Source organism: Nocardia sp. FBN12 (assembly GCF_050320175.1).
Taxonomy (GTDB): Bacteria; Actinomycetota; Actinomycetes; order Mycobacteriales; family Mycobacteriaceae; genus Nocardia.
In genome coordinates this window covers 3,402,752-3,423,739 of record NZ_CP190048.1, presented here as the reverse complement: position 1 = coordinate 3,423,739, position 20,988 = coordinate 3,402,752, and the positions used below count along the sequence as shown (strand labels likewise).

At 68.2% G+C, this 20,988-nt stretch carries 22 protein-coding genes and 1 pseudogene; 16 read left to right on the top strand and 7 right to left on the bottom strand.

Annotation, left to right across the window (positions count from 1 at the left end):
* The first annotated feature begins 17 nt into the window (after positions 1-17).
* A complete protein-coding gene (gene pyrF, locus ACQHI0_RS16495) occupies positions 18-842 on the top strand; it encodes an orotidine-5'-phosphate decarboxylase (protein WP_427908810.1) in 825 nt (274 codons plus the stop codon).
* Positions 843-930: 88 nt separating this feature from the next.
* Here pyrF and ACQHI0_RS16490 read toward each other — a convergent pair whose 3' ends face one another.
* Positions 931-1,302 (bottom strand): DUF6463 family protein, encoded by a 372-nt coding sequence (locus tag ACQHI0_RS16490; RefSeq protein ID WP_427908809.1) that lies wholly within the window; start codon positions 1,300-1,302, stop codon positions 931-933.
* A 30-nt stretch (positions 1,303-1,332) separates the two neighbouring features.
* On the opposite strand from ACQHI0_RS16490, the gene ACQHI0_RS16485 reads away from it, so the two are divergent.
* From ACQHI0_RS16485 to ACQHI0_RS16450, 8 genes are all read left to right on the top strand, one after another.
* Complete coding sequence (locus ACQHI0_RS16485) at positions 1,333-1,923, top strand: TetR/AcrR family transcriptional regulator (RefSeq protein ID WP_427908808.1); 591 nt, start codon at positions 1,333-1,335, stop codon at positions 1,921-1,923.
* Positions 1,924-2,271: 348 nt separating this feature from the next.
* Positions 2,272-2,592: an integration host factor, actinobacterial type gene (gene mihF, locus ACQHI0_RS16480; RefSeq protein WP_056815410.1), complete on the top strand. Its 321-nt coding sequence runs from the start codon at positions 2,272-2,274 to the stop codon at positions 2,590-2,592.
* A 6-nt stretch (positions 2,593-2,598) separates the two neighbouring features.
* Positions 2,599-3,183: a guanylate kinase gene (gene gmk / locus ACQHI0_RS16475; protein WP_427908807.1), complete on the top strand. Its 585-nt coding sequence runs from the start codon at positions 2,599-2,601 to the stop codon at positions 3,181-3,183.
* A 27-nt stretch (positions 3,184-3,210) separates the two neighbouring features.
* Positions 3,211-3,489: a DNA-directed RNA polymerase subunit omega gene (gene rpoZ / locus ACQHI0_RS16470; protein ID WP_056810542.1), complete on the top strand. Its 279-nt coding sequence runs from the start codon at positions 3,211-3,213 to the stop codon at positions 3,487-3,489.
* A gap of 27 nt (positions 3,490-3,516) precedes the next feature.
* A complete protein-coding gene (gene coaBC, locus ACQHI0_RS16465) occupies positions 3,517-4,734 on the top strand; it encodes a bifunctional phosphopantothenoylcysteine decarboxylase/phosphopantothenate--cysteine ligase CoaBC (RefSeq protein ID WP_266290483.1) in 1,218 nt (405 codons plus the stop codon).
* A 204-nt stretch (positions 4,735-4,938) separates the two neighbouring features.
* Positions 4,939-6,150, top strand: coding sequence for a methionine adenosyltransferase (gene metK / locus ACQHI0_RS16460; RefSeq protein ID WP_427908806.1), 1,212 nt, complete (start codon positions 4,939-4,941; stop codon positions 6,148-6,150).
* Positions 6,151-6,164: 14 nt separating this feature from the next.
* Positions 6,165-8,513, top strand: a complete 2,349-nt coding sequence (locus ACQHI0_RS16455; protein ID WP_427908805.1) for a primosomal protein N' — start codon at positions 6,165-6,167, stop codon at positions 8,511-8,513.
* Positions 8,514-8,654: 141 nt separating this feature from the next.
* A complete protein-coding gene (locus ACQHI0_RS16450; RefSeq protein WP_427908804.1) occupies positions 8,655-9,242 on the top strand; it encodes a TetR/AcrR family transcriptional regulator in 588 nt (195 codons plus the stop codon).
* 60 nt (positions 9,243-9,302) lie between these two features.
* Here the strand turns inward: ACQHI0_RS16450 and ACQHI0_RS16445 are convergent, their stop codons facing one another.
* The 4 genes from ACQHI0_RS16445 to ACQHI0_RS16430 all read right to left on the bottom strand — a co-directional run bounded on the left by ACQHI0_RS16445 (position 9,303) and on the right by ACQHI0_RS16430 (position 13,108).
* On the bottom strand, positions 9,303-9,749 hold the full coding sequence (locus ACQHI0_RS16445) for a type II toxin-antitoxin system RatA family toxin (RefSeq protein ID WP_427908803.1): 447 nt from the start codon (positions 9,747-9,749) through the stop codon (positions 9,303-9,305).
* 16 nt (positions 9,750-9,765) lie between these two features.
* Positions 9,766-11,001: an aspartate aminotransferase family protein gene (locus ACQHI0_RS16440; protein WP_427908802.1), complete on the bottom strand. Its 1,236-nt coding sequence runs from the start codon at positions 10,999-11,001 to the stop codon at positions 9,766-9,768.
* A 70-nt stretch (positions 11,002-11,071) separates the two neighbouring features.
* Positions 11,072-12,103: an SDR family oxidoreductase gene (locus ACQHI0_RS16435; protein WP_427908801.1), complete on the bottom strand. Its 1,032-nt coding sequence runs from the start codon at positions 12,101-12,103 to the stop codon at positions 11,072-11,074.
* A 288-nt stretch (positions 12,104-12,391) separates the two neighbouring features.
* Positions 12,392-13,108 (bottom strand): MMPL family transporter, encoded by a 717-nt coding sequence (locus ACQHI0_RS16430; RefSeq protein ID WP_427909185.1) that lies wholly within the window; start codon positions 13,106-13,108, stop codon positions 12,392-12,394.
* Between the two features lie 26 nt (positions 13,109-13,134).
* On the opposite strand from ACQHI0_RS16430, the gene ACQHI0_RS16425 reads away from it, so the two are divergent.
* A complete protein-coding gene (locus tag ACQHI0_RS16425; protein WP_427909402.1) occupies positions 13,135-13,524 on the top strand; it encodes a hypothetical protein in 390 nt (129 codons plus the stop codon).
* A 197-nt stretch (positions 13,525-13,721) separates the two neighbouring features.
* Here ACQHI0_RS16425 and ACQHI0_RS16420 read toward each other — a convergent pair.
* Positions 13,722-14,729, bottom strand: a pseudogene (locus tag ACQHI0_RS16420) (MMPL family transporter); the annotation flags it as partial.
* A gap of 126 nt (positions 14,730-14,855) precedes the next feature.
* Between ACQHI0_RS16420 and ACQHI0_RS16415 the strand changes: the two are divergent.
* Positions 14,856-15,452 (top strand): TetR/AcrR family transcriptional regulator, encoded by a 597-nt coding sequence (locus ACQHI0_RS16415; protein WP_427908800.1) that lies wholly within the window; start codon positions 14,856-14,858, stop codon positions 15,450-15,452.
* On the opposite strand, the gene ACQHI0_RS16410 is transcribed toward ACQHI0_RS16415, so the two are convergent.
* Complete coding sequence (locus ACQHI0_RS16410) at positions 15,439-16,821, bottom strand: flavin monoamine oxidase family protein (RefSeq protein ID WP_427908799.1); 1,383 nt, start codon at positions 16,819-16,821, stop codon at positions 15,439-15,441. The two genes, ACQHI0_RS16415 and ACQHI0_RS16410, sit on opposite strands and share 14 nt — an antisense overlap.
* A 58-nt stretch (positions 16,822-16,879) precedes the next feature.
* On the opposite strand from ACQHI0_RS16410, the gene ACQHI0_RS16405 reads away from it, so the two are divergent.
* The 5 genes from ACQHI0_RS16405 (at position 16,880) to fmt (ending at position 20,512) form a co-directional block, all read left to right on the top strand.
* A complete protein-coding gene (locus tag ACQHI0_RS16405) occupies positions 16,880-17,077 on the top strand; it encodes a hypothetical protein (protein WP_427908798.1) in 198 nt (65 codons plus the stop codon).
* Positions 17,078-17,213: 136 nt separating this feature from the next.
* Positions 17,214-17,891 carry a PadR family transcriptional regulator gene (locus ACQHI0_RS16400; RefSeq protein WP_427908797.1) on the top strand — a complete coding sequence of 226 codons (678 nt, stop codon included), beginning with the start codon at positions 17,214-17,216 and terminating at the stop codon, positions 17,889-17,891.
* Between the two features lie 62 nt (positions 17,892-17,953).
* Positions 17,954-18,973, top strand: coding sequence for an esterase/lipase family protein (locus tag ACQHI0_RS16395; RefSeq protein ID WP_427908796.1), 1,020 nt, complete (start codon positions 17,954-17,956; stop codon positions 18,971-18,973).
* A gap of 76 nt (positions 18,974-19,049) precedes the next feature.
* Positions 19,050-19,589, top strand: coding sequence for a peptide deformylase (gene def, locus ACQHI0_RS16390; RefSeq protein WP_427908795.1), 540 nt, complete (start codon positions 19,050-19,052; stop codon positions 19,587-19,589).
* Positions 19,589-20,512, top strand: coding sequence for a methionyl-tRNA formyltransferase (fmt, locus tag ACQHI0_RS16385; protein WP_427908794.1), 924 nt, complete (start codon positions 19,589-19,591; stop codon positions 20,510-20,512). Before def ends, fmt begins: the two co-directional genes overlap by 1 nt.
* The last annotated feature ends 476 nt before the right edge of the window (positions 20,513-20,988 follow it).

Genomic DNA, 20,988 nt, shown 5'->3' with positions numbered 1-20,988 from the left:
AACCAGGAGCAGGATCGATGACGACGTTCGGTAGCCGACTGCAGCACGCCATGCGCGAATTCGGCCCGGTGTGCGTCGGCATCGATCCCCACCCTGCCCTGCTGCGGGCGTGGGGGCTCACCGAGGACGTCGAGGGGCTGGAGGCGTTCGCCGAGATCTGTGTCGAGGCCTTCGACGGCCGGGTCGCCCTGGTGAAGCCGCAGGTCGCGTTCTTCGAGACCTACGGTTCCGGCGGCATCGCGGTGCTCGAGCGCGCCATCTCGGTGCTGCGGGCCTCGGGCACCCTGGTGCTGGCCGATGCCAAGCGTGGCGACATCGGCTCCACCATGGATGCCTACGCCCACGCTTGGCTCGGCGACGGACCGCTGGGTTCGGACGCGGTGACCGTCTCGCCCTACCTCGGATTCGGATCGCTCGATCCGGCGCTGAATCTGGCGCAGGCGAATCATCGTGGCGTGTTCGTGCTCGCCGCGACCTCGAATCCTGAAGGGGCGCAACTGCAACGGATCACCGCCGCGGACGGGCGCACGATCGCGCAGACGATGGTCGACGAGGCCGCGGCCCGCAATGCGGGTGACGGCTTCGGCTCGGTCGGCGTGGTCGTGGGCGCGACGCTCACCGAGGCACCCGATCTGTCGGCCCTCAACGGCCCGATTCTGATGCCCGGTGTGGGCGCGCAAGGCGGGGGAGCGGACTCGATCCGCGCCCTGGTCGCCGAAGCGAACCTGGCTGCTGTCGTGCCCAACGTGTCTCGGGAGGTACTCAACGCGGGCCCATCGGTGACGGCGCTGTGCGACAAGACCGCTCAGCTGCAAGCGGAGTTCGCCTTCCTCCAGGGCTGACGCGACGCACGGGGCGGGGTCACCTGGGCGACGGTCGCGGCGCCGGGCGCTGCCAGGGGCCGTGCTCTGCTTCCTTGCCGTGCAAGGGCTACTCGGGCCCGTCCAGCCGTGCGATCTCAGCGGCGACCCGGTGGTTCCTGGCACGCCACCAACCGAACGCGCCGACGCCGAGGGGCAGCAGCACGGTCACGAACCCCGACACGGGCATGAACACCAGACCGAATACGGTGACCGCGCCGAGCGCGAGCAGCACCGCGCCGGGCACATACCCCAGCGTCCGCTCCAGCGCCATCATCGCGAGCCCGAAACCGACGCTGACCACGCCGAACTGAGTGAACCAGAAGGTGAGCTCCACGTCTTGATCACCGCCGAGCCACACGGCGATGCCGAGCGCGGTGTGCGCCGTGCCGATGAACGTCATGAGGGCGCCGGCAAGGGGAAATCGTGTTTTTGAATCCATATTCATAAACTGTGCCATTAGGCTGATCCGGTGGCAAGACCCCGCCTTTTCACCGATGATCAGGTGCTCGACGCGGCGCGCGATCTGCTCGCCGACCCCGCGATCACCCGTCCCGCCATCACGGCGATCAGCACCGCCGCCGGCGTGCATTCCGGGTCGATCTATGTGCGTTTCGCCTCACGTGACGAACTACTCGCCCGGCTGTGGCTGCGGTCGATCCGACGGTTCCACGAGGGCTTCATCACGGCACTCACCGGCCCCGCGCCGCTGCTGTCCGCCGCTACCTTTCTGCCGCGCTACTGCCGCGCGTACCCGACCGAGGCGCGGGCGATGAAGATGTTCCATCGCGACGAACTCGTCGAGGTCGGCGCCGAGGATCTGCGGGCCGCGATCGCCGGGGTGAACGACGACATGAACGCCGCTCTGCTCGGCGCTGTCGTGACCGAATTCGGGGCCGCCGACGACCGCTCGCTGGCCATCGCGGGCGCCGCCGTGAAGGCGATTCCGTACGGTCTGGTCCGAGATTACATCGCCCGCGCCACCCCGATTCCGGACTGGATCGACGAGGTCGTCGCGACCGCTTCGGGTGCGGTTCTCGACGAGTTTCGGGCCCGATCGTGACGACACGCGGTACGAAATCGAGCGACACGCGGGCTTTTTCAGGAAACCCGCTGGTCGCGCGCCGCCGGGTTTGCCAGGGCGGCACCTGGCCCTCACGCTACCCGGTGGCTATCATCGCCCATATCGGTATAACCGCAGGTGAGGATGCATTTTAGGAATTCGGCGGTACGATCGAGGCGTGGGAATCGGCCGTCACCGCATCGAGTCCGCGCGCGCCATACGGCATCCGTAATCCTGCCCTGACCTGGGGGTCGGGTTCGCAATCGGCGCGCACCGTGGGTACGGTCGCACAGACCGTCCGGGTAACCGGCGGTAGATCTGGCAATGAACGATGAGACGGAGGAACCCGTGGCCCTTCCCCAGCTGACTGATGAGCAGCGCGCCGCTGCTCTGGAGAAGGCGGCTGCCGCTCGCCGCGCTCGGGCAGAGCTCAAGGAGCGCCTGAAGCGCGGTGGAACGAACCTGAAGCAGGTCCTCACCGACGCCGAGTCCGATGAGATTCTCGGCAAGATGAAGGTTTCTGCGCTGCTCGAGGCTCTGCCGAAGGTGGGCAAGGTCAAGGCGGCCGAAATCATGACCGAGCTGGAGATCGCGCCTACGCGTCGTCTCCGTGGTCTCGGTGCCCGGCAGCGCGCTGCGCTGCTCACCCGCTTCGACTTCGACGCCTAAAGTCTGGTGGACAAAAACACGCGGAAGGGCCGGCTGGTAGTACTGGTCGGCCCCTCGGCCGTGGGTAAATCCACGGTCGTACGGTGCGTGCGGGAACGCCTGCCCGAACTGGTTTTCAGTGTGTCGGCCACGACGCGGGACCCCCGTCCCGGCGAGGTCGACGGTCGCGATTACCGGTTTGTTTCCCGAGCCGAGTTCGACGCCATGATCGTGGCGGACGAGCTGCTCGAATGGGCAGACATCCATGGGGGGTTGCAGCGATCGGGCACCCCCGCCGCCCCGGTGCGAGCAGCGCTGGCGAGCGGACTTTCGGTACTGATCGAAGTCGACCTGGCCGGTGCACGGTCGGTCCGGCAGGCGATGCCCGAGGCACTTCTGGTGTTTCTCGCGCCGCCGAGCTGGGAAGAACTGGTCTCGCGGTTGCGTTCGCGCGGCACCGAGACACCCGAGGTGATCGAGCGCAGGCTCCAGACCGCCCGGGTCGAATTGGCGGCCCGTGACGAGTTCGACACGGTCATCGTGAACAGCGAGGTAACCACTGCTTGTGAGCAGTTGGTATCGTTGTTCGTTAGCACAAATTCGAGTTCTTGACCCACTAACCCGCAGGAGCCACTCCTAGTGAGTACAGACATCACCGCAGTACCCGCGTACGACACCCCGATCGGCCTCACCAACCCCCCGATCGACGAGCTGCTCGAGCGCACGTCGTCCAAGTACGCCCTGGTGATCTACGCGGCCAAGCGCGCCCGTCAGATCAACGATTACTACAACCAGCTCGGTGACGGCATCCTCGAGTACGTCGGCCCGCTCGTCGAGCCGGGTCTGCAGGAGAAGCCGCTGTCGGTCGCCATGCGCGAAATCCACTCCGACCTGCTCGAACACACCGAGGGCGAGTGACAATCTCTACTCCGGAGGCGTAAGACCATGCGGATCGTCGTCGGGGTCGGCGGGGGCATCGCCGCCTACAAGGCGTGTGCCCTCGTTCGCCGTTTCACCGAGACCGGACATCAGGTGCGGGTCATTCCCACCGAGTCGGCTCTGCAGTTCGTCGGTAAGGCGACCTTCGAGGCGCTGTCCGGTCAGCCGGTGCACACCACGGTGTTCGCCGACGTGCCCGAGGTGCCGCACGTGCGGATCGGCCAGGAGGCCGATCTCGTCGTCATCGCCCCCGCCACCGCGGATCTGATGGCGCGCGCCGCACAGGGGCGCGCCGACGATCTGCTCACCGCCACCTTGCTGACGGCCCGATGTCCGGTGCTGTTCGCGCCCGCGATGCACACCGAGATGTGGGAGCACCCGGCCACGGTGGCCAATGTCGCGACTCTGCGCGCGCACGGCGCCAACGTGATGTCGCCCGCGTCGGGCCGACTCACCGGCACCGACACGGGTCCGGGACGGCTGCCGGAACCGGAGGAGATCTTCGGTCTGGCCTCGCTGCTGCTCGAACGTGCCGACGCGCTGCCGCGCGACCTGACCGGTCGCCGCGTGGTGATCACCGCCGGTGGCACGAGGGAACCCCTCGACCCGGTGCGCTTCCTCGGCAACCGCAGCTCCGGCAAGCAGGGCTACGCCCTGGCCAGGGTCGCCGCCCAGCGTGGTGCCCAGGTGACGCTGATCGCGGGCAACACCATCGAGCTCGCGCCACCCGCCGCGGTCGAACTGGTCCACATCACCACCGCCGACCAGCTCAAGACCGCCGTCGACAAGCACGCGCTCGGCGCCGACGCGGTGATCATGGCTGCCGCGGTCGCCGATTTCCGTCCGACCCATGTGGCCGCCGCGAAGATCAAGAAGGGCGCCGACGAACCCGACGTGATCCCGCTGACCAAGAACGAGGACATCCTCGCCGGCTTGGTCGAGGCCCGCACCGAGGGACGGCTCGCCGGTACCGCGATCGTCGGTTTCGCCGCCGAGACCGGTGACGACAACGGCGACGTGCTCACCCACGCCCGCGCGAAACTGGCACGCAAGCGCTGCGATCTGCTCGTGGTCAACGCGGTCGGCGAGGGCAAGGCGTTCGAGGTCGACACCAACGACGGCTGGTTGCTCGGTGCCGACGGCACCGAACAGGCCCTCGATCACGGTTCGAAGGCGTTGCTGGCCAGCCGGGTGCTCGACGCGCTGGTCCCGTTGCTGCGCTGACCGGGTAGTTCACGCGAAAGCTGTTGCGCTACAACGATGGTCGCGCAGTGTACCGTCCGCGCGGGTGTTCGCGGGGTGGCTTGGTATTTACTCGCCACCATGTCGGTGGTTTGGAATAGTCTTGATGAGAAGGGTTGCGCGGTAACACCGAGAAGTTACCGTCACAAGCCGAACGAGTAACCCGTTGAGGGAGAGGGAATAACTGTGCGTACGACAGGTAGTCGGCTATTCACCAGTGAGTCCGTGACCGAGGGGCATCCGGACAAGATCTGTGACGCGATCAGCGATTCCATCCTCGACGCACTGCTCGCGGAGGACCCGAGCAGCCGGGTCGCGGTGGAAACCATGGTCACCACGGGGCAGGTCCATGTCGCGGGCGAGGTCACCACCTCCGCCTACGCCGACATCCCGCGGATCGTGCGCGAGAAGGTCCTCGAGATCGGATACGACTCCTCCGCAAAGGGATTCGACGGTAACTCCTGCGGTGTCAACATCGCGATCGGCGCTCAGTCGCCCGATATCGCCCAGGGTGTCGACACCTCGCACGAGGCGCGCGTCGGCGGTTCCGACGACGCGATCGAGCGCCAGGGTGCCGGTGACCAGGGCCTGATGTTCGGCTACGCCACCATCGACACGCCCGAGCTGATGCCGCTGCCGATCGCGCTCGCGCACCGGCTCTCGCGCAAGCTGACCGAGGTGCGTAAGTCGGGTGTGCTGCCCTATCTGCGTCCCGACGGCAAGACCCAGGTCACCATCGAATACGAGGGTGACCGCCCGGTCCGGCTCGACACAGTCGTCATCTCCACCCAGCACGCCGCCGATATCGACCTGGACAACCTGCTCGCCCCCGATATCCGCGAGAAGGTCGTCGACGCCGTCATCGGCGATCTGAACCTGCCCAGCCTCGACACCTCCGACATCCGGCTGCTGGTCAACCCCACCGGCAAGTTCGTGCTCGGTGGACCGATGGGCGACGCGGGCCTGACCGGCCGCAAGATCATCGTCGACACCTACGGCGGCATGGCCCGCCACGGTGGCGGCGCGTTCTCCGGCAAGGACCCGTCGAAGGTCGACCGCTCGGCCGCCTACGCCATGCGCTGGGTCGCCAAGAACGTCGTGGCCGCGGGCCTGGCGGATCGCGTCGAGGTGCAGGTCGCGTACGCGATCGGCAAGTCGGCCCCGGTCGGTCTGTTCGTCGAGACCTTCGGCACCGAGAAGATCGACCCGACCAAGATCTCCACCGCCATCTCCGAGGTCTTCGACCTGCGTCCGGGCGCGATCATCCGTGATCTCGACCTGCTGCGCCCGATCTACGCGCCGACCGCGGCCTACGGCCACTTCGGCCGCACCGATGTCGACCTGCCCTGGGAGCACACGGACCGCGCCGACAAGCTGCGCGCGGCCGTCGGCCTGTAGTAGTCACGGACCGCGTGACAGCGGACGATTCATCGACAGCAGCGGGACACCCCATCGCGAGGGTGCTCCCGCTGCTTTCGCCTGCCCACCTCGACCGCGACTTCGACTACCTCGTCCCCGCCGAACTGGACGAGATCGCGCAACCGGGCGTGCGGGTGCGCGTGCGGTTCGCCGGTCGCCTCGTCGACGGTTACCTGCTGGAGCGGCTCCCACACAGCGACCACACCGGCAAGATGATGTCGCTCGAACGCGTCGTCTCCGCGGAACGCGTCCTCACCCCGGATATTCTGCGACTGGCCACTGCTGTCGCCGCCCGCTATGCGGGGACGCGCGCCGATGTCCTTCGCCTGGCGATTCCCCCGCGTCACGCCCGCACCGAAACCGGCGGCACGAAGAAGGCCGATGTCGTGAAGAAGTCGGCGCGTTCGGCGTCCGACGTTGTCGTTACCGCCGATGATTCGACGTCCGAGCAGGCGGAGTCACCCGCCGCCGATGAGCAAGGCGCGGGCATCGCGGCGCCGGGAGCGGTTGATGTCGAGCATCTTTCGCGCTCGACCGCAGCAGCTGGCTCGACCGCAGCAGCCGGCTCGACCGCAGCGGCTGGCTCGACCGCAGCGGTCGGCTTGAACGGTGAGGGTGCGTCTACCGGTGTGAACAGCTCCACCGGTGCGGACGGCTCGGCCTCGGTGGGTTCGGACAACGTCGGCGATTCGACCACGGTGGTCGGCGCAGTGGCAGCAGGTGGGTCGGATTCGCCGTCTCCTGAGGTCGACGCGTCGGCGTGGGGTCGGTATGCGCACGGCATGGGCTTTGTCAGCGCAGTGGCGCAAGGTAGGGGTGCGCGAGCGGCGTGGCAGGCGTTGCCGGGGGAGGACTGGGCGGCGCGGTTGGCGGAGTTGGCGGCGACGGTGGTGGCCGCCGGGCGCAGTGCGGTGTTGATGGTGCCGGATCAGCGGGATCTCGATCGATTGCTCGCCGAATGTGTTGCGCTGGTGGGGGATCGGGCCGTCGGGTTGTCGGCCGGATTGGGGCCCGCGGCGCGGTATCGGCGGTGGCTGGCGGTGCTACGGGGGCAGGCGCGGATCGTGGTGGGGACTCGGGCGGCGGTGTTCGCGCCCGCACGGGATCTCGGGTTGATCGCGATGTGGGACGACGGCGACGACACCTACGCCGAGCCGCGCTCGCCCTATCCGCATGCTCGTGAGGTGGCGATGTTGCGGGCGCACGAGACAGGAGCCGCGTTCGTCGCCGCCGGGTTCGCGCGGACGGCCGAGATTCAGGCGGTCGTCGAATCCGGTTGGGCACGTGACCTTCTCGCGGAACGTCACGTGTTGCGTGAGGTGACGCCCAGGATCAGCGCGCCCGGCGACAGCGATTTCGCGCTGGAGCGGGATGCGTTGGCGCGGTCGGTGCGGATGCCCGGTGTGGCGTTCGCCGCGGCACGGTCGGCGATCAAGGAGAACGTGGCGGTGCTGGTGCAGGTGCCGCGGCGGGGGTACGTTCCGTCGCTTGCCTGCGCGAAGTGCCGGACACCCGCGCGGTGTCGGCACTGCAACGGCCCGTTGGCGTTGCCGCACTCCACGAATGGGGAAGCGGCGAGTCCGCAGTGCAAGTGGTGTGGGATCACCGAGGCCGCGTTTCGCTGTCAGGCGTGTGGGGCGCGAGCGCTGCGGGCGACCGTGATCGGGGCGGCCCGGACCGCGGAGGAACTCGGGCGTGCGTTCTCGGGGGTTCCGATCCGGGCCTCGGGAGGCGGGGAGGTACTCGACACCGTCGAACCCGGCGCCCAGGTGGTCGTCGCGACGGTCGGCGCCGAGCCGCTCGTTCCCGGTGGCTACGGGGTGGCGCTGTTGCTCGACGGATGGGCCCTACTCGGCCGCGCCGACCTGCGCGCGAGCGAGGACACCCTGCGCCGCTGGATGGGTGCCGCCGCCTTGGTCCGCCCGCGCGGCCAGGTGATCGTCATGGCCGAGCCCTCCCTGCCGACCGTGCAGGCGCTGGTGCGCTGGGACCCGGTCAACCACGCCGCCGCCGAACTCGACGCCAGGGCCGAAGTCGGGTTTCCGCCGGCGATTCGGCTGGCGGCCGTGGACGGGACGACCGATTCGATCGCCGAACTACTCGACGCCGCGGAACTTCCCGACGGCACCGAGATCCTCGGTCCCGTCCCGCTACCACCGACCGCGCGTAAACCCTTCTCGGGCAGCGACTCTCCGGCCGAAGTCGAACGAATGCTGTTGCGCGTGGCCCGGTCCGATGGCGCTCCGCTCGCCCGCGCGTTGACCGCGGCGCAGGCGGTGCGCAGCACGCACCGGTCCGATGCGCCGCTGCGGGTGCAGATAGACCCGGTCGATATCGGGTGATCCGCGCCTAGGCCTACATCGCCCGATCGCGTTGTGCCCAGTGGGCGTCCGGGGTGGCTGCGCGGCCGTGACGGTCGTCAGGGAGACGGGGCGAGTTCCTCGGGCGACGGCGCCTGACCTGCTCACTCTATAGTTAGTTGTATGACTGAATCGGACGCGCAGGTCAGACCCCCGATCGGGAAGCAGCAACGCCTGGTCCAAGCGGCGATGCGCGTGTTCTACCAGCAGGGCATCGAGAAGACGACGATCGCGGATATCGCGCGCGAGGCCGACGTGCCGGTCGGCAATGTCTACTACTACTTCAAAACCAAAGACCAGTTCATCGCCGCGGTCATCGAGCTGCACGGACAGGTGCTGGTGGGAGCTGTCGCCGAGCTCGCGGAGCTGCCCGGCCCTGCCGAGAAATTGAAGGCGATGGTGCGCAGCTGGGTCGAGCAACGGGAGATGGCGGCACGATTCGGTTGCCCGACCGGTTCACTCGCCGCCGAACTGGACAAGCGCGAGGATGCCTTCGGTGGGGAACCGGCGCGGGTGATCGGGCTACTCGTGGAGTGGGCGCGCGAGCAGTTCGCCGAGCTGGGCCGCGCCGATGCCGACGAGCTCGCGATCGCGTTCGTCGCCGCCTATCAGGGAATCTCCTTGCTCACCAACACCTTCCGTGACCCGGAGCTGATGGTCACCGAGGGGGCGCGGCTGGAGCGATGGATCGACGAGCTGGCCCGGAAATAGGGGCGCGTTCTGCCGGGCACGTCGTTGGGCTCGGCAGAACGCCTGGTCAGATGGCTTGGATCAGGATCCGACGGCTACCGACGCGCTGATGGCGGTCATCAGCTCGTCGATGTTGTCGTGCAGGGCGCGGGTGGCGATCGGGTCGAGCATGGCGGCCAGGCTCGGCATGCCGAGATCGAAATCGGCGTCGAAGCTCACCACGGCGTCGGCGCCGTCGGCGGCCACCTCCCAGCGGCCCTCGAACGCGACCAGATCGCCGGCGACCTGGACGAACGAGTAGGTGCGGGCGGCGGTGTCGAACAGGTCGCGTTCGGTCCAGCGCAGCGAGCCGTCACGGAAACGGACCTCCCACTCGCTGGTGGCGGCGCCACCGTCGGCATCCCAGTTCACCTCGACCTGCTGCACACCGTCGGCGATGTGGGGGTAGCTGTCGAGATCCTTGAGCTGAGCGAAAACCGTGTCGGCGTCGATGTTCTCGATGCGTCGGCTGAGCGAAACAGTAGGCATGGCAGAACTCCTGTGATCAGACGTGTGCGAGTAGTGCGGTGAGTGCGTTGTCGAGGGCGACCAGGACGGTGCGCTCCTGGTCGTCGGTGAGCACGGCGGGCGGGGTGAGCCGCACGACCGCACTCGCACCGAGCGAGTGATTGACGATCACCCCGTGTGCGAGCAGATCGGTGACCAGCTCGGCGGCCAGATCGGGCCGGGTGAACTCGATGCCGATGAGCAGGCCGCGACCGCGTACCTCGCGGACGGTGCGGCCCACGTACTGCGCGCACAGGTCACCGACCGTGGCGAGCATCCGCTCACCCAGTTCCGCCGCGCGTGCGGCGGTGTCACCGGCGACGAGCGCACCGACCGTGGCGATCACGGCCGCCGCTGCCAGGGGTGACCCGCCGAAGGTCGACGAGTGCAGTGTCGGGTCATCGGCGAAGGGCCGAAACGCCGTGGCGGTGGCGAGCACCGCCGAGACCGGAACCACGCCACCGGACAGCGCCTTGCCCACCAAAAGCACGTCAGGGCAATCGATCTCGGGCTGGTGCGCCCACATCGTGCCGGTGCGGCCGAGGCCGGTCTGGATCTCGTCCACGATCAGGAACGCGTCGTTGGCCCGGCACAACCGCTGCACGGCGGCGAGATAACCCGGCTGCGGGATGACGACGCCGCCCTCACCCTGGATCGGTTCCAGGATGACCGCCCCGCGTCCCTCGGCCGCGACGAGCTCGGCCTCGAGTGCCGAGATGTCGTCGTAGGGAATCGCGGTGGCGGACAGCAACGGCTGAAAACGGCGCTGGTACTCCGGTTTCGGCGTCACCGCCAGTGCGCCGGTGGTCTTGCCGTGGTACCCGCCGAGCATGGTGATCAGCCGGTCCTTGCCATGTGCGCGGGCGATCTTGAGCCCGAGCTCGGTGGCCTCGGCGCCGGAATTGAGGAACGCGACGGACTCGAGCCCCTCCGGCGCGATCGACACCAGCGCCCGAGCGGCCTCGGCGACCTTGGGCTCCAAGAGCAGCCGGGTCGCCAGGGGGTGGGTGCGTACCTGTTCGACCACCGCGGCCACCACCGGCTCGGGGCAGTGCCCGAGCAGGAACACCGCATACCCGCCGCAGTCGATGAAGGAACGGCCGTCGGCGGTCTCGACGATCGCGCCGTGCGAGGCCACTTCGACCGGTGCGCTCACGAATTCGGCCAGGGCCGCGCGCCCACGACCCAGATGTGCCCGATAGAGCTCGACGATCTCGGCGCGTTCGATGGTCATGCTGTCTCCATTCGGCATGCTCGGGCTCCCTCCGTGGTTACACAGGCGGCCGCCTCCGGGCGCTGACCGCTCATGCCGCGACCGTCTCGGGTAGCCAGTACGCGCGCACGGTGCGGGTCAGCAGATCGCGCGCGGTGTCCAGACTCGGCTGGATACCGACGAACGGACCGGTGCCGAGACTGGATTCGAACGGCGCGTCGGTGAACAGCGACGCCATGGCGAGCAGATTGTCGAACTTCTTGCGTGCCTTGGCGTCGAGCACATCGCCGAGCATCGGCAGGATCAATCGCTGCACCGCCTCGATCTGGAAGTAGCGCGGGCTGTCGAGCTCGGTGCCCTCGGCGCCGTAGAGCTCACGGCACAGCTCGACGATCGCGCCGGTCTCGATGGCGTGGTCACCGGCGGTGAGCCAGTACTCCGAGCCGTCGGTGTCGGCCGTGGCGAGGCGGGCCAGCGCCGACGCGACGACATCCTGGGCGAGGAAGTCGACCTGGGCGGTGTCGCTGAACGGCACGAACGGCAGTGCGCCCTTGACGTAGGCGCCGAGGAAGGTGTGCAGGCCCTGGTGGCGGATGATCTGCCCGGTCGCCGAATCGCCCATGAGCAACGACGGACGAGCGATCACGTAGGGCACGCCCGACTCGCGCACCGCCGCTTCGCCGTCGATCTTGGAGCGCAGGTACATGTCGCGACCGTCGGCACACCCGGTGCCCGTGACGACCAGCGCCGACTCGGCGCGGGCGACGAACGACGAACTGGTGTGCACCAGATCGGCGCCGGCGACCTCGCAGAACCGCAGCACATTGCGCGTGCCGTTCACGTTGATCGAGCGGATGGTCTCTTCGTCCCGATTGAAGTCGACCATGGCCGCCACGTGGATGACCCGGTCGACCTCGTCGGCGATGCGCTGGTAGTCGTCGCCGAGACCGAGGTCGGGCTGTCGGATGTCGCCGCTGAGCCAGGTGACACCGGGACGCGCGGCCCCGGTCTTGCTGTGGCCGACGGCGTAGATGCGATGGTCGGGCAGTAGTTCGACCAGTGCGCCGCCGATGACGCCGGACGCGCCGGTGATCAGGAAAGTGGACTCACGGTTGATGCTCATGTTCCCTCCACTCCGGGGCGGGGAACGAACGAATTCGTCGTGCACCCGGTAGTAGTTCGGTGGACCCGAGAAGCGGATGTGTTACGTCGTTGTGACCTCCGCGAAATCCAAAGTAGCCCAATGGATTTCGATTTCCGGTGACGTCCAGATGAACTCGGGGAGGCGATCGGGCCATTTCCCGGTGCGATCGGCGACCGTGTGATTTTCCGCCTCGGAAGCCGTGAAAGCCCACGTCAACGGCGCCCGGCGCGAAACTCGCCGGGCGTCGTCGACGCGGGTGAAATCCGCTCAGGCCGTGACGACTTCACGCTCCGGTCGGCTGCCGGTCACCTTCGGCAGTGACTCACCCTCGATGTCGACGTGCGGCAGCAACCGCTCCAGCGGGCCCGGCAACCACCACGCCCAGCGGCCGAGCAGCGCCATCACGGCGGGGATCAGGGTCATCCGCACGATCAGCGCGTCGAACAGCACGCCCACGCCCATCGCGAACCCGATCGGGCCGATCATGGTGTTGTGGCTGAACAGGAATCCGGCGAAAACCGCGATCATGATCACCGCCGCCGCCGCGACCACCCGCACGCTGTGGGCGTAACCGGTGCGCACCGCGGTGAGCGCGGAACTGTCTCCGGTGACGTAGGCCTCGCGCATCCGCGACACCAGGAACACCTGATAGTCCATCGCCAGCCCGAACAGCACACCGATCAGCAGGATCGGCAGGAACGCCAGAATCGGTGCCGGATGGTGCACATTGAGGACCGAACCCAGCCATCCCCACTGATAGACCGCCGTGGTCGCGCCGAGCGCCGCGGCCAGGGAGAGCAGGAAGCCCAGTGCCGCGGTGAGCGGAACCAGCAGTGAACGGAATGCCAGCATCAGTAGTGTCAGGGCCAGGCCGACGACGACGATCAGGAACGGTGCCAACGCGGCGGAGAGCTTGCGCGCCACGTCGATCGCGATCACCGTCTCGCCCGTCAGGTGCAGGGTCGCACCGTGCTCGGCCCGCAGGTCGGAATGGAATGGAATGGAATGGAATGGAATGGAATGGAATGGAATGGAATGGAATGGAATGGAATGGAATGGAATGGAATGGAATGGAATGGAATGGAATGGAATGGAATGGAATGGAATGGAATGGAATGGAATGGAATGGAATGGAATGGAATGGAATGGAATGGAATGGAATCGCCCCGCCGCGCCGGATCGACTTCACCAGCGTGGCAGTGTCTTCCGAGCTGGGCTCGGTGGTCGGGACGACCACGAACTGGGCGGTGTCCGCGGCGGCGTTGACCTCCGGCGGCAGCGTCATCGCGACGCCGGGCAGCGCGGTGATCTGCTCGATCGCGGCCTTGGTCTGTGCCTGTATCCGGCCCGGTTCGCCCTGCACCACCGCCACGAGCGGCCCGTTCAGGCCGGGTGTGTAGGCCTTGGCGAGCAGATCGTAGGACTGTCGCGCGACGGTATCGGTCGGCTCCTGGCCCGCGTTGGGCAAGCCGAGACGCAGTCCGAGCGCGGGCAGTGCGATGACGGCGAGCACGCCGATGCCCGCCAGCAGGGTGAGGATCGGCCGCTTGGTCACCGTGTCGCCCCAGCGGTTGGGCCGCTGTGCCGCCACGATCGAGGCCAGGCCCCGCCCACGCGGAATCAATCGCTCGCCGGCGAAGCCGAGAATCGCGGGCAGCAGCGTAATCGCCAGCAGCACAACGACGCCGACGCTCGCTGCCGCCGCCAGACCCATCCCGGTGAGGAACGGGATCCGCGCGATCGCCAAGCCGCACAGGGCGATCAGCACGGTGGCGCCGGCGAAAACGACCGCGCTGCCCGCCGTTCCGATCGATCGCGCCGCCGATTCACGCACCGGCATCGCCTCGGCCAGCTGCTGACGGTGTCGCGACACGATGAACAGCGTGTAGTCGATACCGACCGCCAAACCGAGCATCAGCGACAGTGCCAACGTGGCCGACGACGCGTCGAACAGCGTGGAGGCCGCGACCACGCCACCGGTGCCGATACCGACTCCGACCAGCGCGAGCAGCAACGGCAACCCCGCGGCGAGGAGTGAACCGAAGGTGATGACCAGAACGGCCATCGCGATCGCCACACCGACCGCCTCGGACGGCCCGACGAACGAGGCCTCGGTGTAGAACGGGCCGCCGGTGAGCATCGGCCGCAGTCCCTGCGCGCTCAACCGGTTGTGGACCGTTTCCACGGACTGCTTCGCGGTCGGGTTCACCGGGGTGGCGAAGGTGATGTCGACGAAGGTGACGTCGCCCTTCTCGGACACCGCGAACACGGCCGGGGTGACGCCATCGATGCCGGGTGTGCCGCTCAGCGTCGCCAGTTCGGCATCGATCTGGGTCAGCGGCAGCGGTTTGCCGTCGGGTGCCCGCACGACGAGCCGGGCGGGCGCTTCGCCCTGCGTAGTCGGTGCGCCCTTGCCGAAGCTGTCCTTCAGCACGATCTGGGCGCGGTCGGATTCGGTGCCGGGAATGTCGAACCGATCGGAAACCCTGGCGCCCAAGGTGATTCCGACGAGTGCGACGGCAGTGGCGATGAGTGACCAAACGGCGACCACCCACCACGGATTGCGAAAACAGAGATCGCCGAGGCGATAGAGAGCCCGCGCCATGGTTACCCCTCCAGGGTATTTAACCTACAACTGGCTGATTACCTACATGTGTAGGATAAGCCCGGTCGCCCGGCGGACGTCAACGTGTCGCGCGACACAACGACCCGTGGATGTGAAGGTGGAGATGTGATTCGAACGCAGCCGGCCGGGCGCAAGCCGACCTCCGACGATCCGCGGGTGTTGCGCAGCCGCGGTCTACTCCAGGACGCGATCCTCGAGCTCGGACTCGAAGGCCCGGTCGACGGCATCGCCATTTCCGACATCACCGGTCGTGCGGGCGTGAGCCGCAGCACCTTCTACGACCACTACACCGACAAGGAGACGCTGCTCGCCGACGCGATCGAACGGCACGCGCTCGACGCGGGCATCTCGCTGCGCGAGGGCGGCTTCGACGACGGTCTACCCGACCAGCCGCCGCAATTCCTGATCGGCTACGTCCAGCACATCGCCGATCATGCCCAGCTCTACCGGAATGTGCTGGGCGCGCACGGCTCGGCGGCGGTGCACGCCCGGCTGACCCGGCGGATCGCGACCATCCTCGCCGAGGGCATCCGGTTGCTCGGTGAGCACGCGCCGGTGGTCTCGGGCGTGCCGATCGAGGTGGACGCGGCGGCGCTGGCGGGCGCGATGCTCGCGGTGCTCACGCACTGGCTCGAGCGATTGCCCGACACGCCGGCGCCGGTTGTCGCGGAATGGATCTGGGAGATCCTCACCCGGGAATGAGGCGTGCCCCGGCGTCGAGCAGGGTGTGGACTTCGGTGGCGGCGCGTTCGCCCGAGGTGAGCGCGCCGTCCATGTAGCCGTTCCATACGGTCGCGGATTCCGCTCCCGCCCAATGGATTCGGCCGATCGGGACGCGCACGGTGTCGTGATAGGCGGTCCAGGCGCCGGGTGGCAGGTAACCGCCGTAGCAGCCCCTCGACCACTCTTCCTGGCTCCAGTCCTTCTCGACGAACTGTTCGGGTTCGGCGGCCGCGGGCCCGAAGTGGCGCGCGAAACACGCGAGCACCTCAGCTTTACGGTCGGCGGCGGGCAGCTGCCCGAGGCGGCGGGCATGGCCAGCCTCGAGGAAGCCGAGCAGCACACCTTTGCTGGCGTCGGGTGGTGAGTTGTCGTAACAGAGTTTCACCGGGCCGACGTCGCTGGTCGCTTGGCCGTTGAGCCCGTCGCGGCGCCAGAACGGCTCGGCGTACACGGCCATACATTTCACGACCGAGCCCTGAATGTAGCGCTGTACCAACTGGTCTCGGTGTCCCGGCAATGGTGGGTCGTAGGCGATGCGGCTGGTCAGGGTCGGCGGGATGGCCACGATCACCGCGCTCGCGCGGACCGTGCGACCGTCGGCGACGACGGTGACGTCGTAGTCGGTGGTCTCGATGCGCCGCACCGGTGCGGACAGTTCGACCGCGTCGCCGAGATCTTCGGCCATCCGCTGCGCGATGCGCTGCGAGCCGCCGACGATGCGCCACTGCTGGGCGCCGTCGACGGTGGAGATCAGCCGGTCGATGCCGCCACCGGAGTGTAGGTAGAACAGAAAGTGCAGCAGTGAGATATCGGCGGGTTCGGCCGCGAATACCGCCTGGCAGACCAGCGTGCATACCTCACGCGCGCCCTTCGTGCGGACATTGCGGCGCAGCCAGCTGTCGAAAGTCTGTGCGTCCCATACGGATGCGCGCCGGGCGGTCCATGGCGCGTCGAGCGGCACCGTCCGGGCCATCCGGTCGAGGCGCACCTGAGCTTGGGCGACATCGGCCAGCGCCATCGGGCGCAGCGGGGGGATCGCGCCGCGGTAGCGCTTGGTGCGGCCGCCGAATTCGATCTGGGCCAGGCCCTCGTTGTAGGTGGCGTGCCTGCTCAGGCCCAGTTCGTCGATCAGGGCGAGCACGCGATCCTGTGTCGGGCCTACCCACTGGCCGCCGACCTCCACGACATTGCCGTCGCCGATGGATTCGTTGAGTGTGCGGCCACCGACCCGGTCGCGTGCCTCGAGAACCAGGACGCGACGGCCCTTGGCGGTGAGTTCTCGCGCGGCGGCCAGCCCGGCCAGTCCGGCCCCCACCACGACAACGTCATAAACATCGGTACCCGTCACGCCGACCCTCCGGTGAACTTCGACTGAACGCTTGTCCAGTTCAAGCCTAGGGTGCGGTGTGTTCCGCCGGGGTGAAACGCGAAAGGAGTCGGCGCGTCGGGCATCGTGTCGCCTCGGCTCACTCGACTGGCTGCCAGCCTGGGCACAACAGGTCGATGTCGGTGATCGCGCCATCGTCCGCGAGCCGGACGGCGAGAACGGTCTGGCGCAGGACGTGTTCCTGCGGCTGGCCGAGCCCGAGGTCGGTGGCCAGTGACAGCGAGGCGACCAGTTCGGCGAGCCGAAGGGGCAGGGGCGGGTCCGGCAGGAATTCGGATTACTCCTTGCATTCGATGCATTGCCGATATATCGTCGATAGTGTCAAGAACAACGAGAGGCCACAGGAGGCTGTCATGCATAACCAAGAGCAACGAGAATTCGGACACTTCCGGCGCGGTCGCGGACCGGGCCCCCGGGAATTCGGTCCCGACCGTCAGCAGTTCCGCCACGGCGGTCGACACGGGCACGGCCCCGAGTTCGGACCGGGCTTCGGCCCAGGTTTCGGACCGGGATTCGGTCCCGGTTTCGGTCGCGGACGCGGCCGCGGTGGTCGTGGCAGGCGCGGTGACGTGCGGGCCGCGGTGCTGCTACTGCTCGTCGAGCGCCCCATGCACGGCTACGAACTGATCCAGCAGATCCGCGACCGCAGCGACGACATCTGGCGTCCGAGCCCGGGGTCCATCTACCCCGCATTGGCCCAGCTCGAGGACGAGGGTCTGGTGCTCATCGAGAAGGTGGCCGGTCGCAAGACCGCCCAGCTCACCGACGAGGGCAAGGCCTATGTCGAGACCCATCGTGAGGATCTCGGCGACCCGTGGGCCGAGGTCAAGCAGGACGTCGGCGCCCAGGCGCTGGACCTGCGCGGGCTGGTCGGACAGGTGATGGGCGCGGTCGGTCAGGTGGCCCAGGTCGGCACCGCGCAGCAGGCGGCGAAGGCGGCCGAGGTGCTCGCCGAGACCCGCAGGGCGCTGTATCGAATCCTCGCCGAGGACGATGTCACCTCCGAGGGCGACGCAACCCCCGAGAAGTGAGGGCGTCGTGAACCGCCTTCCCGACGTGCGGTTGTCGGACCCATGGAGTAAATGTTTGGGTCATGGAACAACTGGGAACGTTGTGGGGTTGGGGAACATCACGATTGCGCGGCGCGGTATCGGTCGCGGCACTCGCCTGCACGGCGGTGATCGGTGTGTCTTTCGCGCCGATCGCCGCCGCTGAACCGGCGGGCTATCGGCCCGCTGTCATTCCGATGCAGGCGGGTCCGGCGCAGTCCGATCACCTGGATGCCGCCCATTACATCAATGCCCATCCGAACTCGGTTCCGGTGGGCCTCAACAACTTCGGGTGTACGCCGAGCGCCGAGCACCCGCGGCCGATCGTGTTGGTGCACGGCACCGACTCGAGCGCCTACTCCGACTGGGCGGGAATCGGGCCGCAACTGGTAGCGGCCGGCTACTGCGTCTTCGCGCTGAACTACGGCGGGGCGCCGGGCGCCGACACCTACGGCACCGAGGACATGCGGATCAGTTTCGCTCAGCTCGCCCAGTTCGTCGACGATGTGCTCGTCGCGACCAAGGCGGCCAAGGTCGATCTGGTCGGCTTCTCGCAGGGGGCAAATGTCAGCCGGTTCTATGTCAACAAGCTCGGTGGTGCGCCGAAGGTCGGGACCTGGGTCGGCCTGGCCTCGCCCAGCTACGGCGGTGTCATGTACGGACTGGTGCCGGTGGGTCAGGCCGTTCCGGGAATGATGGACGTGTTCGCGAGAGTCACCTCCACGGCGGCCGTCCAGCAGGCGCAGGGGGAACCGCTGATGGTGGAGCTCAACGCGGGCGGTGACACCGTGCCCGGTGTCCGTTACGTCACCGTCGGCAGCCGGGTCGACGAGATGATCCAGCCGTTCTCCAACATCGCGCTGCGCGGTGCGGGCGCGGAGAACCTCGTCCTGCAGGACCTGTGCGCCGACGACATGACCGGCCACTTCCACCTGGTCTACGACCCCTTCGTGCAGCAGCTGCTGCAGCGCATCCTCGACCCCGTCCGGGCACCCGCCCCGGTCTGTACCCCGGTCCCGCTCGGCACCGGCATCCCCGAGGTGATCATCGCGGGCAACTCCTGACGGCCGGGCTGGACGGAAGCACCTCGCGGGGTCTCTAGACTGGGACGACCGCAATTCGTCCTCCCCGGGAGCCGCCGTGACCATTCAGCCCGTTCGCCTGTTCGGCGACCCGATCCTGCGCTCGCGTGCCGACGCGGTCACCGAGTTCGGTCCCGACCTCGCCACGTTGGTCGCCGACCTCACCGAGACCATGCACGACGACGGTGGGGTCGGAATGGCCGCGCCGCAGATCGGGGTCGGGCTGCGGGTGTTCGTCTACGACACCGGCGACGCCGCGGGTCACGTGGTGAACCCGGAATGGTCGGCCCTCGGGGCCGATGAACAGGTCGGCCCCGAGGGCTGCCTGTCGATTCCCGGTGTGCGCTACGACGTGCGCCGGGCATCGCGCGTGCGGGTCACCGGGGTCGACGTCACCGGTGCGCCGGTGGAGTTCGAGGCCGACGGGCTGCTCGCCCGCTGCGTACAGCACGAGCACGACCACCTCGACGGCGTGCTGTTCATCAACCGGCTCGAACCGGCCGACCGCAAGGACGCGATGCGCACCATCCGCGAATCCGACTGGTTCCGCGGCGGGATCACCGTGCGCGAATCCAGCGGTGTGGGCGGTGGCCGCTGATGCGGGTAGTTTTCGCCGGCACGCCGGAACCCGCGGTGCCGTCGTTGCGCCGGTTGATCGAGAGCGAAGGCCACGAGGTCGTCGCGGTGGTCACCCGGCCCGACGCGGTCGCGGGTCGCGGCCGCAAGATCATGCGCTCGCCGGTCGGGCAGCTCGCCGACGAGCACGGCATTCCGGTGTTCACGCCGCGCAAGCCGTCCGAACCCGAATTCGTCGCCGCGCTCACCGAACTCGCGCCGGACTGCTGCCCGGTCGTCGCCTACGGTGCGCTGCTGCCGCAGCAGGTGCTCGACATCCCCGCGCACGGCTGGATCAATCTGCACTTCTCGCTGCTGCCCGCCTGGCGCGGTGCGGCGCCCGTGCAGGCGGCCATCGACGCGGGTGACGACATGACCGGTGCGTCGACCTTCCTGATCGAAGCGGGCCTCGACACCGGCCCGGTGTACGGGGTGATGACCGAGAAGATCGGGCTCACCGACACCGCGGGCGAACTGCTGGCCAGGCTCGCCGAAGCGGGCGCCGTGCTGCTCGAGAAAACTCTGGACGGCGTGGAAGACGGGTCGCTGCAAGCGATTCCGCAATCCCACGACGGCGTGACCTACGCACCGAAGGTGGCCGTGGAGGCGGGACGAATCGGGTTCGACGAACCCGCGCTGGCCATCCACCGCCACATCCGCGCCGTCACCCCGGCGCCGGGCGCGTGGACCGAGGTGAACGGGCTGCGCCTCAAACTCGGCCCGGTGGAAATGGTGGAGGAAACCTTGCCCGAACGCGAGATCGAGGTGCGCAAGTCCGGCGTCTTCGTCGGAACATCGACCACGGCGGTCCGCCTCGGACAGGTCCAACCGCCCGGCAAGAAGATGATGAACGCCCTCGACTGGGCCCGCGGCGCCCGCCTCGCTCCCGGCACGGTGATCGGATGAGGGAGCAGCGAGCAGATACCGCGGTCATGCCGGAGCCGATCGACAGCGAGGTGCGCGCATGAGCGCCTCCGACCGCCGCCGTCGCCGCGAAGCCGACGCCGCGAAGGGCGTGAGCCCCCGCGAGGATCGCAAACCCACCGGAAAATCTGGCGACGCGCGCGGCACCGGTTCCCGCGACGACCGCAAGATCACCAGCAAGAATGTCGATGGTGGCTGGGCCGCCCGCGCCGCGAAGGGCACCACCACCCCGCGTGCGGACGGCGATCGCTGGACCGGCCGCGATGACCGTGGCGGCTCCGACCGACCCCGCCGCGACGACCGCGACGGGGGCACCCGATCGGGCACACCCCGCCGTTCCGACGATCGCCCTGGTTTCGCGCGCGGCGCGGGCAATCGAGGTGCTGCCGCTCCGCGATCCGGTGGGCCACGTCGCGAAGACGACCGCGCGCAGGGTGGTGACGGTGGTGGCCGGGACG

What these genes read in the sequence shown, in the direction of transcription:
- ACQHI0_RS16425 (WP_427909402.1), top strand. Translation starts at nt 13,135, where the DNA reads ATGGAATGGAATGGAATGGAATGGAATGGAATGGAATGGAATGGAATG.
- pyrF (WP_427908810.1), top strand. Translation starts at nt 18, where the DNA reads ATGACGACGTTCGGTAGCCGACTGCAGCACGCCATGCGCGAATTCGGC.
- ACQHI0_RS16400 (WP_427908797.1), top strand. Translation starts at nt 17,214, where the DNA reads ATGCATAACCAAGAGCAACGAGAATTCGGACACTTCCGGCGCGGTCGC.
- ACQHI0_RS16440 (WP_427908802.1), bottom strand. Translation starts at nt 11,001, where the DNA reads ATGACCATCGAACGCGCCGAGATCGTCGAGCTCTATCGGGCACATCTG.
- ACQHI0_RS16435 (WP_427908801.1), bottom strand. Translation starts at nt 12,103, where the DNA reads ATGAGCATCAACCGTGAGTCCACTTTCCTGATCACCGGCGCGTCCGGC.
- ACQHI0_RS16395 (WP_427908796.1), top strand. Translation starts at nt 17,954, where the DNA reads ATGGAACAACTGGGAACGTTGTGGGGTTGGGGAACATCACGATTGCGC.
- ACQHI0_RS16450 (WP_427908804.1), top strand. Translation starts at nt 8,655, where the DNA reads ATGACTGAATCGGACGCGCAGGTCAGACCCCCGATCGGGAAGCAGCAA.
- ACQHI0_RS16490 (WP_427908809.1), bottom strand. Translation starts at nt 1,302, where the DNA reads ATGGATTCAAAAACACGATTTCCCCTTGCCGGCGCCCTCATGACGTTC.
- coaBC (WP_266290483.1), top strand. Translation starts at nt 3,517, where the DNA reads ATGCGGATCGTCGTCGGGGTCGGCGGGGGCATCGCCGCCTACAAGGCG.
- fmt (WP_427908794.1), top strand. Translation starts at nt 19,589, where the DNA reads ATGCGGGTAGTTTTCGCCGGCACGCCGGAACCCGCGGTGCCGTCGTTG.
- ACQHI0_RS16445 (WP_427908803.1), bottom strand. Translation starts at nt 9,749, where the DNA reads ATGCCTACTGTTTCGCTCAGCCGACGCATCGAGAACATCGACGCCGAC.